This is a genomic window from Microbacterium sp. MTN4-26 (genome assembly GCF_042846595.1).
Lineage (GTDB): Bacteria > Actinomycetota > Actinomycetes > Actinomycetales > Microbacteriaceae > Microbacterium > Microbacterium luteum.
The window spans coordinates 76,521-94,716 of sequence record NZ_BTGO01000012.1 but is presented as its reverse complement, the minus strand read 5'-3'; the positions used below and the strand labels follow the sequence as shown (position 1 = coordinate 94,716).

The 18,196-nt window shown below is 70.2% G+C and carries 16 protein-coding genes; all 16 read left to right on the top strand.

The features are described 5' to 3' along the window. The 16 genes from ACGG9C_RS11735 to ACGG9C_RS11660 all read left to right on the top strand — a co-directional run bounded on the left by ACGG9C_RS11735 (window position 1) and on the right by ACGG9C_RS11660 (window position 18,190). Entirely contained in the window at window positions 1-1,986 is a 1,986-nt protein-coding gene (locus ACGG9C_RS11735; RefSeq protein ID WP_071043504.1) for a hypothetical protein, read from the top strand. Between the two features lie 7 nt (window positions 1,987-1,993). After that, entirely contained in the window at window positions 1,994-2,914 is a 921-nt protein-coding gene (fmt, locus tag ACGG9C_RS11730; RefSeq protein WP_071043505.1) for a methionyl-tRNA formyltransferase, read from the top strand. Beyond that, window positions 2,911-4,272 carry an RsmB/NOP family class I SAM-dependent RNA methyltransferase gene (locus ACGG9C_RS11725; RefSeq protein WP_194383140.1) on the top strand — a complete coding sequence of 454 codons (1,362 nt, stop codon included), beginning with the start codon at window positions 2,911-2,913 and terminating at the stop codon, window positions 4,270-4,272. Before fmt ends, ACGG9C_RS11725 begins: the two co-directional genes overlap by 4 nt. Beyond that, window positions 4,272-4,970: a ribulose-phosphate 3-epimerase gene (gene rpe, locus ACGG9C_RS11720; RefSeq protein WP_194383141.1), complete on the top strand. Its 699-nt coding sequence runs from the start codon at window positions 4,272-4,274 to the stop codon at window positions 4,968-4,970. Before ACGG9C_RS11725 ends, rpe begins: the two co-directional genes overlap by 1 nt. Before the next feature lie 52 nt (window positions 4,971-5,022). Continuing rightward, a complete protein-coding gene (locus tag ACGG9C_RS11715) occupies window positions 5,023-5,286 on the top strand; it encodes a phosphoribosyl-ATP diphosphatase (protein ID WP_071043508.1) in 264 nt (87 codons plus the stop codon). Between the two features lie 42 nt (window positions 5,287-5,328). Then, window positions 5,329-6,171: an ATP phosphoribosyltransferase gene (gene hisG / locus ACGG9C_RS11710; protein WP_194383142.1), complete on the top strand. Its 843-nt coding sequence runs from the start codon at window positions 5,329-5,331 to the stop codon at window positions 6,169-6,171. Window position 6,172: 1 nt separating this feature from the next. Next, window positions 6,173-6,964 carry an imidazole glycerol phosphate synthase subunit HisF gene (hisF, locus tag ACGG9C_RS11705; RefSeq protein ID WP_194383143.1) on the top strand — a complete coding sequence of 264 codons (792 nt, stop codon included), beginning with the start codon at window positions 6,173-6,175 and terminating at the stop codon, window positions 6,962-6,964. Continuing rightward, window positions 6,961-7,311 (top strand): phosphoribosyl-AMP cyclohydrolase, encoded by a 351-nt coding sequence (gene hisI, locus ACGG9C_RS11700; protein WP_194383144.1) that lies wholly within the window; start codon window positions 6,961-6,963, stop codon window positions 7,309-7,311. The genes hisF and hisI overlap by 4 nt, the downstream gene beginning before the upstream one ends. Next, on the top strand, window positions 7,308-7,895 hold the full coding sequence (locus tag ACGG9C_RS11695; RefSeq protein WP_194383145.1) for a Trp biosynthesis-associated membrane protein: 588 nt from the start codon (window positions 7,308-7,310) through the stop codon (window positions 7,893-7,895). The genes hisI and ACGG9C_RS11695 overlap by 4 nt, the downstream gene beginning before the upstream one ends. A gap of 40 nt (window positions 7,896-7,935) precedes the next feature. After that, window positions 7,936-8,166 (top strand): DUF6704 family protein, encoded by a 231-nt coding sequence (locus ACGG9C_RS11690; RefSeq protein ID WP_071043513.1) that lies wholly within the window; start codon window positions 7,936-7,938, stop codon window positions 8,164-8,166. A 1-nt stretch (window position 8,167) separates the two neighbouring features. After that, window positions 8,168-8,974 carry an indole-3-glycerol phosphate synthase TrpC gene (gene trpC, locus ACGG9C_RS11685; RefSeq protein ID WP_194383146.1) on the top strand — a complete coding sequence of 269 codons (807 nt, stop codon included), beginning with the start codon at window positions 8,168-8,170 and terminating at the stop codon, window positions 8,972-8,974. Next, entirely contained in the window at window positions 8,971-10,236 is a 1,266-nt protein-coding gene (gene trpB, locus ACGG9C_RS11680; RefSeq protein WP_071043515.1) for a tryptophan synthase subunit beta, read from the top strand. Before trpC ends, trpB begins: the two co-directional genes overlap by 4 nt. Then, window positions 10,233-11,033 carry a tryptophan synthase subunit alpha gene (gene trpA / locus ACGG9C_RS11675; protein ID WP_071043516.1) on the top strand — a complete coding sequence of 267 codons (801 nt, stop codon included), beginning with the start codon at window positions 10,233-10,235 and terminating at the stop codon, window positions 11,031-11,033. Before trpB ends, trpA begins: the two co-directional genes overlap by 4 nt. Before the next feature lie 60 nt (window positions 11,034-11,093). After that, window positions 11,094-12,062: a prolipoprotein diacylglyceryl transferase gene (gene lgt, locus ACGG9C_RS11670; RefSeq protein WP_071043517.1), complete on the top strand. Its 969-nt coding sequence runs from the start codon at window positions 11,094-11,096 to the stop codon at window positions 12,060-12,062. 70 nt (window positions 12,063-12,132) lie between these two features. Beyond that, entirely contained in the window at window positions 12,133-16,731 is a 4,599-nt protein-coding gene (gene gltB / locus ACGG9C_RS11665) for a glutamate synthase large subunit (protein ID WP_194383147.1), read from the top strand. Next, window positions 16,724-18,190: a glutamate synthase subunit beta gene (locus ACGG9C_RS11660; protein WP_071043519.1), complete on the top strand. Its 1,467-nt coding sequence runs from the start codon at window positions 16,724-16,726 to the stop codon at window positions 18,188-18,190. The genes gltB and ACGG9C_RS11660 overlap by 8 nt, the downstream gene beginning before the upstream one ends. Window positions 18,191-18,196: the final 6 nt, after the last annotated feature.

Genomic DNA, 18,196 nt, shown 5'->3' with positions numbered 1-18,196 from the left:
ATGTCCGCCCGCCGCGTCGCGCGGGTGCTCGTCGACTCCCCGCTGCCGCAGCTGGACCGCCTGCTCGACTATGCGGTCCCCGTCCCGCTCGTCGACCACGCGCTCGCCGGGGTGAGGGTGAAGGTGCCGCTGCGGACCGCGGGCCGCACGGTGGAGGGATGGATCGTCGAGATCGCCGACGAGGAGCCTGGCGACCGACCCCTGTCCGACCTGGAGGATGTCGTCTCGCCCGTGCCGGTCCTGCCTCCCGGGCTGTATGCGCTCGCGCGGCGGGCCGCCGACCGCGCGTCCGGTTCCGCGAGCGGCGTGTTGAAGGTGGCGATTCCGCGCCGAACGGTGCGCGCCGAGAGGGCGCACCTCACCGCCGCCCCGCCGACACCGGTGACCGTCGTCCCGGAAGCCGCGGAGTGGGCCGCGGCGAGGCTCGCCGAATTCCCCGGGCTTCGTCCCGTCATCGAGGAAGCGCGCCGAGGGGCACTCCTCGCCCCGCCCGGTGTCGGCCCCGCCTCCGACGCGGAGGGCGCCACCGACGTCGGCGTGTGGGCTCTCCTGCTCGCGGCCGTCGCCGTCGATACGCTCGCCGCCGGTCGGAGCGCGATCCTCGTCGTGCCGGATCATCGTGACCAGGCGCAGCTCGAGCAGGTGCTCCGCGAGCGGCTCCCCGAAAGCGCCCTCGTCCGCCTGGATGCGCGGCAGAGCGGGCCGTCGCGATACGCGGCGTATCTGAGGACGCTGGCGGATGCCCCCTGCGTCGTCGTCGGAAACCGCTCGGCCGTCTACGCCCCCGCCGCCTCGGTCGGCGCCGTGATCGTGTGGGACGACGGCGACCCGCTGCTCGCGGAGCCGCTCAGTCCCGGTGTCCACGCCCGCGATGCGGCGCTGCTGCGACAGGAGATGGAGGGGTCCGCGCTGCTGTTCGCCGGTCACACCCGCACAACGGACGTCGAGAGACTCGTCGCGCTGGGGTGGCTCGACGACATCGCACCGGCCCGCCGCGTCATGCCCAAGACCATGCTGAGCGCCACGCGCGAGGGGGAGGGGCGAGGTCAGCGCATCCCGTCGGCGGCGTTCGCGGCGGCCCGTGATGCGCTCGCGTCCGGCCCGGTGCTGGTTCAGGTCGCACGCCCGGGATACGCTCCCGTGCTCGTGTGCGCCTCGTGCCGGCATCCCGCCCGCTGCGCGCACTGCGGCGGGCCGCTGCGAGCCGCGCACCACGGAGCCGTTCCCACGTGCGGGTGGTGCGGCAGGTCCGCTCCCGCGTGGGGGTGCACCGAGTGCGGGGGAACGCGGCTGCGGATGGCCTCCTCGGGAAGCGAGAGGACCGCCGACGAGCTCGGGCGCGCCTTTCCCGAGATCCGGGTGATCGTCGCCGATGGGGACCACCCGGTTCCCCATGTCGACGCGCGTCCGGCGCTCGTGGTGGCGACGCGGGGCGCGGAGCCGATCGCCGCCGGCGGCTATCGCGCGATCATCCTGCTCGACGCGGACCGGATGCTCCTCGCCGAGGACCTGCGCATCGGCGAGGCCTGCCTGCGCTGGTGGTCGAACGCCGCCGCGCTCGCGGCGCCCGGGGCCCCGGTGCATCTCGTGGGCGTCGCGGGGCCCGTGGCGCGCGCATTCGCGACCTGGAACCACCCCGCGTACGCGCGCATCGAACTGGCAGAACGTGCGCCGCTGCGCATGCCGCCCACAGTGCGCGTCGCCGCCCTCGAGGGGGATCGACGCACCGTCACGGAGGCTCTGGTGCGACTGCGCGAGGATGCCCCGGACCTCGATGACCGGGCGATCCTGGGGCCCGTCGACACGGAGGGTGGCGTGCGTGCGCTGGTGCGGTTCGAGTACGCCCACGGTGCATCGGTGACCCGCAGTCTGCGTTCGTCGATCATCACCGCCGCTCTTCGGTCGCGCAGGCCTGCCAAAGGGCGCCAGCGCCCACCCGCCCCTACACTCAGAGTCCGGGTCGATGTGCCCGATCTCGATCTGTGAGGAGTCCATGCGTCTCGTCTTCGCCGGCACACCCGCACCGGCCGTACCCGCCCTTCGTGAGCTCGCGGAGAGCCGACACCAGATCACGGCGGTGGTGACCCGCCCGGACGCACCGCTCGGACGCAAGCGGGTGCTCACCCCGTCGCCGGTTGCCGCGGCGGCCGAGCAGATCGGCGCACCGGTCATCAAGACGGCGCGTCTGGACGCCGACGCAACCGAGCGGATCGCGGCGCTCGAGCCCGATCTCGGTGTCATCGTCGCCTACGGCGGGCTCGTGCGGGAACCTCTGCTGAGCACTCCCGCACACGGATGGATCAACCTCCACTTCAGCCTGCTGCCGAAGTGGCGCGGCGCGGCACCGGTGCAGCACGCGCTCATCGCGGGCGACGATGTCACCGGCGCCGCCGTGTTCCGCCTCGTGGCGGAGCTCGACGCCGGCGACGTCTTCGCCGACCGACGGGTCGAGATCGAGCCGGGGGAGACCGCAGGGGAGCTGCTGTCTCGGCTCGCCGACGTGGGAGCGGGTCTGCTCCACGAGGTCGTCGACGCCGTCGCCGCAGGAGACGCCGTCGCACGCGCCCAGACGGGTGAGCCCACGTTCGCTCCGAAGCTCACCATCGATGACGGTCGCATCCGCTGGGAGGAAGCTGCGGAGCGGATCCTCGATCGCGTGCGTGGCACGACCCCCGAACCCGGCGCGCACACGACGGTCGCCGGCGAGCGATTGAAGCTGCATCGTGTCGACCTCGTCGACGACGCGCCACCGCTGGCACCGGGACAGGTCGGATGGGATCGCGGGCGCGTCCTGGTCGGCAGCGGCGACGGTGCCATCGCCCTGCGAGAGGTGCAACCGGCCGGGCGCGGCGTGATGCCGGCGCCCGATTGGTGGCGAGGGCGCCGGCAGGATGATGTGAGGCTGGGTTCATGACCGGTGCACGCGAGGTGGCCTACGAGACGCTCCGAGCGGTCCACGAGTCGGACGCCTACGCGAACCTGCTGCTCCCGGCTGCGATCGAGCGTGCCGGCCTGAGCGCCGGCGACGCGGCGCTCGCGACCGAGCTCACCTACGGAACCCTCCGGCGTCGCGGCACCTACGACGCCATCATCGGGATCGCGGCGGACCGTGCACCATCGAGCATCGATCCGGAGATTCTGGATGCCCTTCGCCTGGGTGTGCACCAGCTCGTCGCGACCCGTGTCGCCTCGCACGCCGCCGTGAACGAGTCCGTGACGCTCGCACGTCGCGCCGGCGGGCGCGGCGCCGCCGGGTTCACCAACGCCGTGCTGCGGCGCGTGTCGCGGGACACCCCCGGTGAATGGGCGGATCGGGTCGCCGAGACTGCGAGATCCGACGATGAGGCGATCGCCCTGTCGTCATCCCACCCCGTGTGGGTGATCCGCGCCTTTCGTCGTGCCCTCACGGCAGAGGGTCGCGCCGACGAACTCGGCGCGCTGCTGACCGCCGACAACACGGCCCCTCGCGTCACCTTCGCGGCGCTCCCCGGCCTCGCGGAGCCCGGTGCCGATGCGCGCCGCACCCCCTTCTCGCCGCTGGGATTCCGTCTCGCCGGCGGTGCTCCCGAAGCCGTCGTGAGCGCATCCGACGGCCGCATCCGCGTGCAGGACGAGGGCTCGCAGCTCGCAGCGCTCGCCCTCACCCGGGCCCGTGCCGTCCAGACCGGTGAGAGGTGGCTCGACCTGTGCGCCGGCCCCGGAGGCAAGACGGCGGTCCTCGCCGCCGAAGCCCTCGCTCACGGCGCGCGGCTCGACGCGAACGAGATCTCACCCGCACGGGCCGGGCTGGTGCGACGGTCGATCGCGGGGGTGCCGCTGGAGGTGGAGGTGACCGAGCGCGACGGGCGGGACCTGACCGCCGAGCGTCCCGGCATCTACGACCGCATCCTGGTCGATGCCCCGTGCACGGGCCTCGGCGCCCTGAGACGGCGCCCCGAGGCGCGCTGGCGCAAAGCACCGGGCGACGTTGCGGAACTGACGGCGCTGCAGGGCGAGCTGCTGGGTGGTGCGATCGAAGCGCTCGCGCCCGGCGGAATCGTCGCCTACGTCACGTGCTCGCCCCATCTCGCGGAGACGACCGGCGTGGTCGCCGAGGCCCGTCGTCGCTTCGGCGACGCCGTCGAGGAGCTCGACGCCCGTGCCGTCGTGCGCGAGGTCGCCCTGTCGTCGCCCGACCTTCCCGCGCAGACCGACGGCTCCGGTCGCGCCCAGCTGTGGCCGCACCGCCACAACACCGATGCGATGTCGATCACGCTGCTGCGGCGCACGTGATGACGCGCGGGAGCCGGAATAATGAACGGGTGAGCGACATCCGCATCAACCCCAGCATCCTCGCCGCAGACTTCGTGAACATGCAGACCGAGCTCGGCCGCATCGCGTCGGCGGATTACGTGCACGTGGACGTCATGGACAACCACTTCGTCCCGAACCTCACGTTCGGTCCGCAGATGGTGGAGCGCATCCAGGCGACGTCGCCGGTGCCGTTGGACGTGCACCTGATGATCGACGATCCGGAGCGATGGGCACCGGGCTACGCCGAGATCGGCGCGGCGTCGGTCACCTTTCACCTCGAGGCCGCCGCAGAGCCGATCGCGCTGGCTCGTCGGCTGCGGCAGATCGGAGCGCGAGCGGGCGTGGCCGTCAAGCCGGGCACACCCGTCGAGGGGCTCCTCGACGTGCTCGACGAGTTCGACCAGGTGCTCGTGATGACCGTGGAGCCGGGCTTCGGCGGGCAGTCCTTCATGCCCGAGACCATGCCGAAGCTGCGAGCGCTCTCCGACCACGCTCGCGCCGTCGGATCGACGGTGTGGCTGCAGGTCGACGGCGGAATCGGGGAGTCGACCATCGCCCAGGCGGCGGAGGCCGGTGCGGACACGTTCGTGGCGGGTTCGGCCGTCTTCGGCGCCGACAGCCCGGACGCCGCGATCGCCGCGCTCCGCAGCCGGGCGGCGCACGCACACCGCCACTGAAGCCCCACCGGGCGCGGCCGGTGCCGCGCGCGGAGTTCGGTACGCTGGAGAAGTGAAGACCTTCGACGGCCTGTTCGGCGAGCTGACGGCCACGGCCGAGCGACGACCCGAGGGGTCGGGAACGGTGGCGCAGCTCGACGCCGGAGTGCACGCGATCGGCAAGAAGATCGTGGAAGAGGCCGCAGAGGTCTGGATGGCGGCCGAGTACGAGTCCGACGAGGCCGCCGCCGAGGAGATCTCCCAGCTCCTCTACCACCTGCAGGTGCTCATGCTCGCGAAGGGTCTGACACTGCAGGACGTCTACCGACATCTCTGAGCGCCGCCCGGACCGTCGCCAGAAGAAGAAGGACATCCCCATATGCTGCGCATCGCCGTGCCCAACAAGGGCTCGCTCGCCGAGACCTCGGCGGCCATGCTCGCCGAGGCCGGATACAGCGGCCGCCGCGACTCGAAGGACCTCCACAAGGCGGACCCCGCCAACGGCGTGGAGTTCTTCTACCTCCGCCCGAAGGACATCGCGACCTACGTCGGATCCGGCGCGCTCGACGTGGGCATCACCGGCCGCGATCTGCTGAGAGACGCGCGCATGCCCGGTGCTCGAGAGATCGAAGCGCTCGGCTTCGCCGGCTCGACATTCCGGTTCGCCGCCCCGCCCGGACGCTTCGCCGAACTCACCGATCTCGACGGCTGCCGCATCGCCACCTCCTATCCGGGACTGGTCGATTCCTTCTTGGACGAGCACGGAGTCGCGGTCGATCTGGTCCCGCTCGACGGCGCCGTCGAATCCGCCGTCCGGCTGGGCGTCGCGGACGCGGTGGCTGACGTCGTCGAGACCGGCACCACCCTCCGGCAGGCGGGCCTCGAAGTGTTCGGTCCGCCCCTGCTCCACTCCGAGGCCGTCCTCATCTCCGGCCCCGACGATGCACCGGGCACGGAGACCCTGCTTCGCCGGCTGCGTGGCGTGATGGTCGCTCGCCGATACGTGATGGTGGACTACGACCTGCCCGTGTCGCTGGTAGACCGGGCCGTCGAGATCGCCGGGGGCATCGAGTCGCCGACGATCTCGCCACTGCGCGACCCCGAGTGGGTGGCCGTTCGGGTGATGGTGGCGCGGTCGAGCGTGAACCGCGTCATGGACGACCTGTACGAGCTGGGCGCGCGGGCGATCCTCGTCACCGCCATCCACAACGCGAGGCTCTGACATGTCGGTCGTATGCCGCGTCATCCCGTGCCTCGATGTGGCAGCGGGTCGCGTCGTCAAGGGCGTCAACTTCGAGAACCTCCGCGACATGGGCGACCCCGTCGAGCTCGCGCGCCTGTACTTCGCGCAGGGGGCCGACGAGCTCACCTTCCTCGATGTGACGGCGACGGTCGACGAGCGGGCGACGACCTACGAGATGGTGCAGCGCACCGCGGAACAGGTCTTCATCCCGCTGACCGTCGGCGGGGGAGTGCGCACCGACGACGACGTGGCTCGCCTGCTCGGCGTCGGCGCCGACAAGGTCGGCGTCAACTCCGCTGCCATCCGACGGCCGGCGCTGGTCGATGAGATCGCCGATCGTTTCGGGGCACAGGTTCTGGTCCTCTCGCTGGACGTGAAGCGATCTCCGCGCACCCCGTCGGGCTTCGTCGTGACCACGCACGGCGGTCGCACCGAGACCGACCGCGACGCGCTGGCGTGGGCGCGCGAGGCGATCGAGCGGGGAGCGGGGGAGCTGCTGGTCAACTCCATCGACGCGGACGGGACGAAGCAGGGATTCGACCTCGAACTGGTCTCCCTCATGCGCGAGGTCTCGTCCGTGCCCGTCATCGCCTCCGGCGGCGCCGGCGCCGTGGAGCACTTCGCACCGGCGGTGGGCGCCGGTGCCGATGCGGTGCTGGCCGCGTCGGTGTTCCACTCGGCCCAGCTGACCGTCGGTGACGTCAAGCGCGCGATGCTCGCCGACGGCATCGCGGTCCGCGAGGGCGACTTCCTGCGAGGCGACGACTCGTGAACGACACCGACCAGCGCATCGCCCGTGTCGCCTTCAACGGCGACGGACTCGTCGCCGCGATCGTGCAGCAGTGGGACACCCGCGAGGTCCTGATGCTCGGCTGGATGGACGCGGAGGCCCTTCGCCGCACGCTCACCGAGGGGCGCGTCACCTACTGGTCGCGTTCCCGCCGGGAGTATTGGCGCAAGGGCGACACGTCGGGCAACTTCCAGGAGGTGCGAGGGGTTCGCCTCGACTGCGACGGCGACGCCATCCTCGTGAGCGTGGAACAGCACGGTCCCGCGTGCCACACCGGCACGCGCAGCTGCTTCGACGCCGATGACCTGGCACCCGTGGTCGCGGGATGACGCGGCGGCCCCGCACCTTCGCCGTCGTCCTGGTGCTGATCGGCGGCGCCGTCGGCCTGATCTCGTCGACGCAGACCTGGCTGACGGTGACCCTGGCCTCCGTCGAGGGAGACCAGCTCACCGTCGCCGGCGCCGACGCCGTGCCGGTCCTCGCACCCTTGAGCCTCGCGGCACTCGCGCTCGGGGCAGCCCTCACGATCGTCGGCCGCGTGCTCACGTATGCATTCGGCGCGCTCACGACGCTCATCGGGGCCGCCCTCGCGATGCTGTCGGCGCGAGTGGGTCTGGACGCCCCCGTGGAGTCCTACGCCTCGACCGTGACCGAGGCCACCGGCATCACCGGCGCCGATGCGGTGCACGATCTCGTCGCGAGCTCCGCAGTCACCCCGTGGGTCGTGGTCACCGTGGCCGCCGCAGTCGTCATGGTCGCCGCAGGGCTGCTCACCCTCGGGGGAGCCCATCGGTGGTCCGGCACATCAGGGCGTCGGTTCCGCACCGACGCTGAACCCGCCGGAGGATCGCGCCCCCACGACGCGATCGACTCCTGGGATGAGCTGTCGCGGGGCGAAGACCCGACGGCCTGAACCGATAGACTTGAGCGACCCGCGCAATCGGAGGAGATCCATGAGCCACACCAACGGCGATCCCGGCCACGGCCACTCACCCGCAGCATGGACCGCTGTCGTCATCATGCTCGTCGGCTTCGCCGTGGGCACGACGGCGTTCTTCCTGGACATCCCCTGGCTCGTGTGGAGCTCGGCCGCTCTCGTGGTCGTCGGTCTCATCGTCGGATGGGCCATGGCCAGAGCCGGCTACGGCGTCAACGGCCCGAAGCACATCGCGAAAGAGCACTGACGTGCTCGCCGACCTGACGGCCGGCGCGGTGGCGGATGCGGAGGCGCGCATGCTCGAGCGTCCCTTCGCGGACGTGGAGAAGGCAGCGCTGGCGCAGCGGCCCGCGAGGGATGCTCTGTCCGCGCTCGCGCCGGCGGACCGCGTGAAGATCATCGCCGAGGTCAAGCGCGCGAGTCCGTCGCGGGGTGACCTCGCGGACATCCCCGATCCCGCACACCAGGCCTCCCTGTACGAGGCCGGGGGAGCGTCGGCGATCTCCGTCCTCACCGAAGGGCGTCGCTTCAAGGGGAGCCTCGCCGACCTCGAGGCCGTCCGGGCGCGCGTCGATGTGCCCGTTCTGCGCAAAGACTTCATCGCGACCGACTACCAGGTGTGGGAGGCGCGCGCCGCCGGAGCCGATCTCGTGCTGCTGATCGTCGCCGCGCTGGAGCAGAACGACCTGCGACGCCTGCACGATCTGACCGTCGAACTCGGGATGACGCCGCTGATCGAGACGCACAGCGCCGACGAGGTCGATCGTGCCGCCGATCTCGGCGCGCGGCTGGTCGGCGTCAATGCGCGCAACCTGTCGACCTTCGAGCTCGACAAGGATCTGTTCGGCCGCCTCGCACCGCGTCTGCCCGAGGACGCCGTCAAGATCGCCGAGTCGGCCGTGCTCAGTCCGGCCGACGTCGCGCACTACCGCAGTGCCGGTGCCGATGTGGTTCTCGTGGGGGAGGCGCTGGTGACCGGCGATCCGGTGGCGACTCTCGCGTCCTTCCTCGACGCCGCACCCGACCGTCGGACGATCGAGAGGAGCCGAGCGTGAGTCTGCGCGACGCCCACGGACCCTTCTTCGGTGACTTCGGGGGTCGTTACATGCCCGAGTCGCTGATCGCTGCGATCGATGAGCTCACGGCCGCCTACGAGGCGGCCATGGCCGACGAGGGCTTCGTCGGCGAGTTCCACCGCCTGCTGCACACCTACGCCGGTCGGCCGTCGGTCCTCACCGAGGTGCCCCGATTCGCCGCCCACGCCGGCGGAGCGCGAATCTTCCTCAAGCGCGAGGACCTGAACCACACCGGTTCGCACAAGATCAACAACGTCCTCGGGCAGGCCCTGCTCACGCAGCGCCTGGGCAAGACGCGCGTGATCGCGGAGACCGGTGCCGGCCAGCACGGGGTGGCGACGGCGACGGCCGCGGCGCTGTTCGGCTTCGACTGCACGATCTACATGGGTGAGGTCGACACGGAGCGCCAGGCGCTCAACGTGGCGCGTATGCGACTCCTCGGCGCGGAGGTGATTCCGGTCACGACCGGATCGCGCACCCTCAAGGACGCGATCAACGACGCCTACCGCGACTGGGTGGCGTCGGTCGAGACGACCAACTACATCTTCGGGACCGCGGCGGGCCCGCACCCCTTCCCCGCAATGGTCCGCGACTTCCAGAAGGTCATCGGCGACGAGGCCCGAGCCCAGCTGCTCGAGGAGACCGGCCGGCTCCCGGACGCGGTTCTGGCCTGCGTCGGCGGCGGCTCGAATGCGATCGGCATGTTCGACGCCTTCCTCGACGACCCGGACGTGATGCTCTATGGCGTCGAGGCGGCCGGCGACGGGGTCGACACACCGCGACACGCGGCATCGATCGGGCGCGGCCGACCTGGCGTCCTCCACGGCGCGAAGACCTTCGTGCTGCAGGACGAGGACGGCCAGACGATCGAGTCCCACTCCATCTCGGCCGGCCTCGACTATCCCGGGGTGGGACCGGAGCACGCGTGGCTGTCCGACATCGGTCGCGCCGCGTACATCCCTGCGACGGACGACGAGGCCATGCAGGCCCTCCGGCTGCTCTCGCGCACCGAAGGGATCATCCCCGCGATCGAGTCCGCACACGCTCTGGCCGGCGCGCTGCGCATCGGTCGCGAGCTGGGTCCCGACGCCATCCTCGCGGTCAATCTCTCCGGTCGCGGCGACAAGGACATGGACACCGCCGCCCGCTACTTCGACCTGTACGACGCCGGGGTCGACGCCGCTGCCGCTGCGTCCGCGCCGACGGCGGATGCCGCCAAGGGCGAGGGGGAGAAGCTGTGACCTCGCGCGTCGCAGCCGCGGTGAACGCCGCGGCGGAGCAGGGACGCGGGGCCTTCGTCGGCTACCTTCCCCTCGGTTTCCCCGATCTCCAGACGAGCATCGACGCCGCCGTGGCCCTGGCCGAGAACGGCGCGGACATCCTGGAGCTCGGGCCGCCCTACTCCGACCCCGTCATGGACGGAACCGTCATCCAGGAGGCCACGCAAGCGGCGCTGGCCGGGGGGTTCCGGCTTCGCGACACCTTCACGGCCATTCGCGAGATCACCCGACGAGTGGATGTGCCGGTACTCGTGATGACCTACTGGAACCCGGTCGTCCAGTACGGTGTGGACCGCTACGCGGACGACCTGCTCGCCGCCGGCGGAGCGGGCCTGATCACGCCCGACATCACCCCCGAAGCCGGCCAGGAGTGGATCGACGCGAGCCGGCGCACCGGCCTCGACCGCATCTTCCTGGCGGCGCCGACGTCCTCGGACGAGCGGCTCCGGCTCATCGTGGAGAACTCCACCGGCTTCGTCTACACGGTCTCGACCATGGGGATCACGGGCGAGCGTGCCGAGCTCGACGCCGCAGCGCGCATCCTCGTCGGCAGGCTCCGGGCTCAGGGTGCCCGGCACGCGTGCGTCGGCATCGGCATCTCCAGCGCCGACCAGGTCGCCGGCGTTCTCGGGTACGCGGACGGGGCCATCGTCGGCACCGCACTCGTGCGTGCGCTGCGCGACGGCGGCCTCGAGGGCCTCGCGCGCACCACGCGTGCCCTCGTCGCCGGCACGCGCCCGAGCACCGGGTCGAACTAGACTCAGACACCTCGGGCCGTCTCACGACGCCACACCTCTCGAGAAGGACGATCCGCCCCTATGATGAACGCCGCCCTCAGCGTGGTCGCCAGCATCCCCAGCCCGACCGTCAGCTACATCGACCTCGGACCGCTGCGCATCCACTTCTACGCGCTGTGCATCATCGCCGGCATCGTCATCGCCGTGCTGATGACCAATCATCGGCTGACCAGGCGCGGTGCCGAGCCCTGGGTCGTCATCGACATCGCCCTCATCGCGGTGCCGCTCGCCATCATCGCCGCGCGCATCTACCACGTCGCCACGCACCCCGGATTCTACTTCGGGGAGGGGGCGGACTTCTGGGCCGTCTTCCGCATCTGGGAGGGCGGTATCGCGATCTACGGCGCGCTCATCGGCGGTGCGGTCGGGGCGTGGCTGGGATGCCGCTGGACCGGCATCCGATTCTGGAGCTTCGCCGACGCACTCGCTCCGGGTCTGCTGCTCGCGCAAGCCATCGGACGCTTCGGCAACTGGTTCAACCAGGAGCTGTTCGGTCTGCCCACCGATCTGCCGTGGGGGCTGGAGATCGACCCGGAGAATTCGGCCTTCCCCCCGGGTCTGGCAGCCGACACCCTCTTCCACCCCACGTTCCTCTACGAAGTGCTCTGGAACGGGCTCGGCGTGCTGTTCCTGCTGTGGGTCGGACGCCGTTTCGGGCTGCAGTGGGGTCGCCTGTTCGCGCTCTACCTGATCTGGTACAGCGCCGGCCGCATCGTGTGGGAGTCGATCCGCATCGATCCGAGCGAGATCTATCTCGGCCTGCGCACCAACGTGTGGGCCGCCATCGCCGGTGTGCTCCTCGGCCTCGTCATCTTCTTCGTGCAGAAGCGCCGCCACCCCGGCCGGGAACGTTCTCCCTACGTGCCGGGACGCGAGTGGTCGCCCCCCGGCGCTGTACAATCGGCCGAAGACTTCGTCGACACCAGCGCACCCCCGTCAGCCGGAGTCGATGACCACAAAGACGCCACAAGCGCACTCCCCACGAAATAAGCACGCCGCAACGCGTGCATCCCGGGCCGACGTCGTCCCAACCTTGAGTATCAACGTGAGGACGGTAGATATGGCATCGAGCCCCCGTCACAGCGCCGCTACGGCAGGCGTGTCTTCAGCCCTGCCCGGCGGCTTCCCCGCACGTCAGGGCATGTACAACCCCGCGTTCGAGAAGGACGCCTGCGGCCTGGCCATGGTCGCGACCCTGCGGGGCGAGCCCGGACACGACATCGTGGACCTCGCGCTGACCGCGCTCCGGAACCTCGAGCACCGCGGTGCGATCGGGTCGGACGCCGGCACCGGCGACGGTGCCGGGATCCTCACGCAGATGCCCGACGTCTTCTTCCGCGACGTCGTCCCCTTCGCGCTCCCGCCGATGGGCGAGTACGCCGCCGGCCTGGCCTTCCTTCCCCCGGACGCCGAGACGCGCTCGGGTCAGAAGGCGACGATCGAGAAGATCGCCGACGAGGAGGGTCTGGTCGTGCTCGGCTGGCGCGAGGTCCCCACGGCGGCGGACAATCTCGGCCGACTCGCCTTCGAGGCGCGCCCGGTGTTCGAGCAGCTCTTCGTCGCCGCACGCGCCACCGACGGCGCGCCCGTGGCGGGCATCGCGCTGGACCGCCTGACCTACCGCCTGCGCAAGCGCTCCCGCAGCGAGGCCGGTGCGTACTTCGTGTCGCTGTCCTCGCGCACCATCGGCTACAAGGGCATGGTCACGACCCTCCAGCTCGAACCGTTCTACCCCGATCTGCAGGACGAGCGCTTCGCCACCGAGCTGGCGGTCGTGCACTCGCGGTACTCGACCAACACGTTCCCCTCATGGCCTCTCGCGCAGCCGCTCCGGATGCTCGCGCACAACGGTGAGATCAACACGGTCAACGGCAACCGCAACTGGATGCGCGCCCGGCAGTCGCAGCTCGAGTCCGACCTCATCGGCGACGTGCGTCCGCTGCTGCCCATCTGCACCGACGGCGCGAGCGATTCGGCCTCGTTCGACGAGGTCCTGGAGCTTCTCACGCTCACCGGTCGCTCGCTCCCGCACGCGATCCTCATGATGGTGCCAGAGGCGTATGAGAAGCAGTCCGACATGGACCCGCAACTCCGCGCGTTCTACGACTACCACTCCATCCAGATGGAGCCGTGGGACGGGCCTGCGGCCCTGATCTTCACCGACGGCACGGTCGTCGGCTCCACGCTCGACCGCAACGGTCTGCGCCCCGGCCGTTGGACGGAGACGACCGACGGACTCGTCGTGATCGGCAGCGAGACGGGCGTGCTCGACTTCGAGCCCGAGCGCATCAAGCGTCGCGGCCGCCTCCAGCCCGGTCATATGTTCCTCGTGGACACGGCGCAGGGCCGCATCATCGAGGACGAGGAGATCAAGGCGGAGCTCGCCGGTCTCCACCCCTGGCAGGAGTGGCTCGACGCCGGACGCGTGCGGCTGTCCGAGCTTCCCGAGCGCGAGCACATCGTGCACCCGATCGCCTCGATCACACGTCGTCAGCGCACGTTCGGCTACACCGAGGAGGAAGTGCGCATCCTGCTGACCCCGATGGGGCAGAACGGTGCCGAGCCGCTCGGCGCCATGGGCTCGGACACGCCGGTCGCCGTGCTCAGCGACCGCCCGCGTCTGCTGTTCGACTACTTCACCCAGCAGTTCGCCCAGGTGACGAACCCGCCGCTCGACTCGATCCGCGAAGAGGTCGTCACGTCGTTGTCGCTCGGGCTGGGACCGGAGCGGAACCTGCTGTCGTGGGGACCCGACCACACCCACACCGTCACCCTCGACTTCCCGGTGATCGACAACGACGAGCTGGCCAAGATCCAGCACATCGACACCGCCATGCCCGGACGCAGCTCCGTCACCATCCGCGGCCTCTACCGGGTCGAGGCGGGGGAGAAGGGCATGCGCAGGCGCCTCGAGCAGATGTGCGCCGAAGCCGATCGCGCGATCGAGGACGGCGCGGAGTACATCGTGCTGAGCGACCGTGACTCCAACAAGGACCTCGCGCCCATCCCGTCCCTGCTGATGCTGGCCGCCGTGCACCACCACCTCATCCGCAAGGAGACGCGCATGAAGGCGGGCCTCGTCGTCGAGGCGGGAGACGTGCGCGAGGTGCATCACGTCGCGACCCTCATCGGATACGGCGCCTCGGCGGTCAATCCCTATCTGGCGATGGAGACCGTCGAGTACCTCGTGCGCGCCGGCTACATCACCGGCATCACCCCCGCCAAGGCGGTCGCGAACCTCATCAAGGCCCTCGGCAAGGGCGTGCTGAAGATCATGTCCAAGATGGGCATCTCGACGGTGTCCTCCTACGCCGGCGCACAGGTGTTCGAGGCCGTCGGCCTCTCGCAGGAGTTCGTCGACAAGTACTTCACCGGCACCGAGACCAAGCTCGGGGGCGTCGGACTCGAGGTCATCGCGACCGAGAACTCGTCGCGACACGAGTACGCCTATCCCGAGGACGGAGCGGTGCGCGCCCACGAGCGGCTGTGGACGGGCGGTGAGTACCAGTGGCGCCGAGACGGCTCCCCTCACCTGTTCAACCCCGACACCGTGTTCCGGCTGCAGCACGCGACCCGGACCGGTCGATACGACATCTTCCGCGAGTACACGAAGCTCGTCGACGACCAGGCCGCCGAGCTGAAGACGCTGCGAGGCCTCTTCCGGCTGCGCACGGACGAGCGCACGCCCGTTCCGATCGATGAGGTCGAGCCGGTCTCGTCGATCGTCAAGCGCTTCCAGACCGGCGCGATGAGCTACGGCTCGATTTCGAAGGAAGCGCACGAGACGCTGGCGATCGCGATGAACCGCATCGGCGGCAAGTCCAACACCGGCGAGGGCGGCGAAGACGTCGACCGTCTCATGGACCCGGAACGGCGCAGTTCGATCAAGCAGGTGGCATCGGGTCGCTTCGGGGTCACGAGCCTCTACCTCACGGAGTCCGACGACATCCAGATCAAGCTCGCGCAGGGTGCGAAGCCCGGTGAGGGCGGCCAGCTGCCGCCCACGAAGGTGTATCCGTGGGTGGCTCGCACGCGTCACGCGACCGCCGGGGTGGGGCTGATCTCGCCTCCGCCGCACCACGACATCTACTCCATCGAGGACCTCAAGCAGCTCATCTTCGACCTCAAGCGCGCCAACCCGAAGGCGCGCATCCACGTCAAGCTCGTGAGCCAGTCGGGAATCGGCGCGGTGGCGGCGGGTACGGCGAAGGCACTCGCGGACGTGATCCTCGTATCGGGTCATGACGGCGGGACCGGAGCGAGCCCGATGAACTCGCTCAAGCACGCCGGCACGCCGTGGGAGCTGGGGCTCGCCGAGACGCAGCAGACGCTCATGCTCAACAACATGCGCGACCGCGTCGTGGTGCAGGTCGACGGGCAGATCAAGACCGGTCGCGACGTCATCATCGGCGCGCTGCTGGGCGCCGAGGAGTTCGGCTTCGCCACAGCACCGCTGGTGGTCTCGGGCTGCATCATGATGCGCGTGTGCCACCTGGACACGTGCCCGGTGGGAGTGGCGACGCAGAACCCGGTGCTCCGCTCGCGGTTCACCGGCAAGCCCGAGTTCGTCGTCAACTTCATGGAGTTCATCGCGCAGGAGGTGCGTGAATACCTCGCGGCCCTCGGCTTCCGCACGCTGGATGAGGCGATTGGCCACAACGAGCTGCTCGACATCGACCGCGCGATCCAGCACTGGAAGGCGAGCGGCATGGATCTCGCTCCCGTCCTCGAGGGCCCGGCGTTCGCCGACGACCTCGCACGGCGTCAGACGCGCAGCCAGGATCATGAGCTCGACGACCACTTCGACGTGCAGCTCATCGAGCGCGCTCGCGAGGTCATCGAGGGCGGGGGAGAAATCTCGATCGACCTCCCGGTGCGCAACACGGCGCGCGCGGTGGGGACGCTGCTCGGTCATCACGTGACCGTCGCCCACGGCGAAAACGGCCTGACGAGCGGGTCGATCCAGGTCAATCTCACCGGCTCCGCCGGTCAGTCCTTCGGTGCGTTCCTGCCCGCCGGGATCACGCTGCGCCTGGAGGGCGACTCGAACGACTACGTCGGCAAGGGCCTGTCGGGCGGCAAGGTGGTCGTGCGTCCGCCTCGCGCCGCGACCTTCGACCCGTCGCAGAACGTCATCGCCGGCAACGTCATCGGCTACGGCGCCACCCGCGGATCGCTGTTCCTCGGGGGTGTCGTCGGGGAGAGGTTCCTCGTGCGAAACTCCGGTGCGTCCGCGGTCGTGGAAGGCGTGGGCGACCACGCCCTCGAGTACATGACCGGCGGGCTGGCGGTGATCCTCGGCACCACGGGACGCAACCTCGGCGCCGGAATGTCAGGCGGCACCGCCTACGTCTACCGGCTGGATGAGTCGCAGGTGAACCGCGACGCGCTGGCGACCGGTGAGCTGCAACTGGGCGAACTCGGCTCAGGTGATGCCGAGATCCTGCGCGACCTGCTCGAGCAGCACGTCGCCGAGACCGGATCCGCGCTCGCGAAGGCGATGCTCGACGACTTCGACAACGAAATCTCCCACTTCGTCCGGGTGCTGCCGCGCGACTACGCCGCGGTGCTGCAGACCCGACAGGACGCCGTCGACCAGGGGCTCGACCCCGACGGTGACATCGTGTGGAGCCGCATTCTGGAGGTGACAGGTGGCTGACCCCAAGGGATTCCTCAAGACGACCGAGCGCGAGCTTCCCGCCCGCCGCCCGGTCCCCGTGCGCATCCTCGACTGGAAGGAAGTGTACGAACCCGGTGACTCGGCAGTGCTCCGGCGTCAGGCCGGACGCTGCATGGACTGCGGTGTGCCGTTCTGTCACAAGGGCTGCCCGCTCGGCAACCTCATCCCGGAGTGGAACGATCTGATGTGGCGCGGCGAGGGCCGCGCCGCGATCGAGCGGCTCCACGCGACGAACAACTTCCCGGAGTTCACCGGGCGGCTGTGCCCCGCTCCATGCGAGAGCTCCTGCGTGCTCGGGATCAACCAGCCCGCCGTCACGATCAAGCAGATCGAGGTCGCCACGATCGACGACGCCGTCGCGAACGGCTGGGTCGAGCCGGAGCCGCCCGAGCGGCTTACGGGCAAGACCGTCGCGGTCGTCGGATCCGGTCCCGCCGGGCTGGCCGCCGCTCAGCAGCTGACCCGTGCAGGTCACACGGTCGCGGTCTACGAGCGCGACGACCGCATCGGCGGGCTGCTGCGCTACGGCATCCCCGACTTCAAGATGGAGAAGCGCCACATCGAGATGCGTCTGCGTCAGATGCAGGATGAGGGCACGCGGTTCCGCGCCGGCGTCGAGATCGGCGTCGACATCACGTGGGCGGACCTGCGCGCGCGGTACGACGCCGTGCTGATCGCCACAGGCGCGACCGTTCCCCGCGATCTGCCGATCCCGGGTCGGGACCTCGCCGGCGTTCATTACGCCATGGAGTATCTCGTCGAATCGAACAAGGCCGTCGCCGGCGACGCGGTCGCCAACCAGATCACCGCCGAAGGCAAGCACGTCGTGGTCATCGGCGGCGGCGACACCGGAGCCGACTGCATCGGCACCGCACACCGGCAGGGCGCGCTCAGCGTCACCAACCTCGCGATCGGCAAGCAGCCTCCTGAGGAGCGGCCAGAGCATCAGCCGTGGCCGATGACGCCGACGATCTTCGAGGTCGCCAGCGCGCACGAGGAGGGTGGAGAGCGCTCCTACCTCGCCTCGACGGTGGAGTTCCTCTCGAACGATGTCGGCGAGGTGCGCGCCCTCGTGGTCGCCGAGACCGAGTTCGTCGACGGCCGTCGCGTGCCGAAGAAGGGCACCGAGCGGGAGATCCCCGCGGACCTGGTGCTCATCGCCATGGGCTTCACCGGTCCCGAGCAGGAGGCCTTGGACAGCCAGATCGGTACGGCCTTCACGTCGCGGGGCAACGTGGAGCGCGCGAACGACTATCAGACCGAGGTTGCGGGGGTCTTCGTCGCCGGAGACGCCGGTCGCGGCCAGTCCCTCATCGTGTGGGCGATCGCCGAGGGTCGCGCCGCCGCATCGGCGATCGACGAGCACCTCATGGGCGTCACCTCGCTCCCGGCACCGGTCACCCCGACCGATGTCGCGATCGGACTGCAGCCTGCGTAGTCTGGT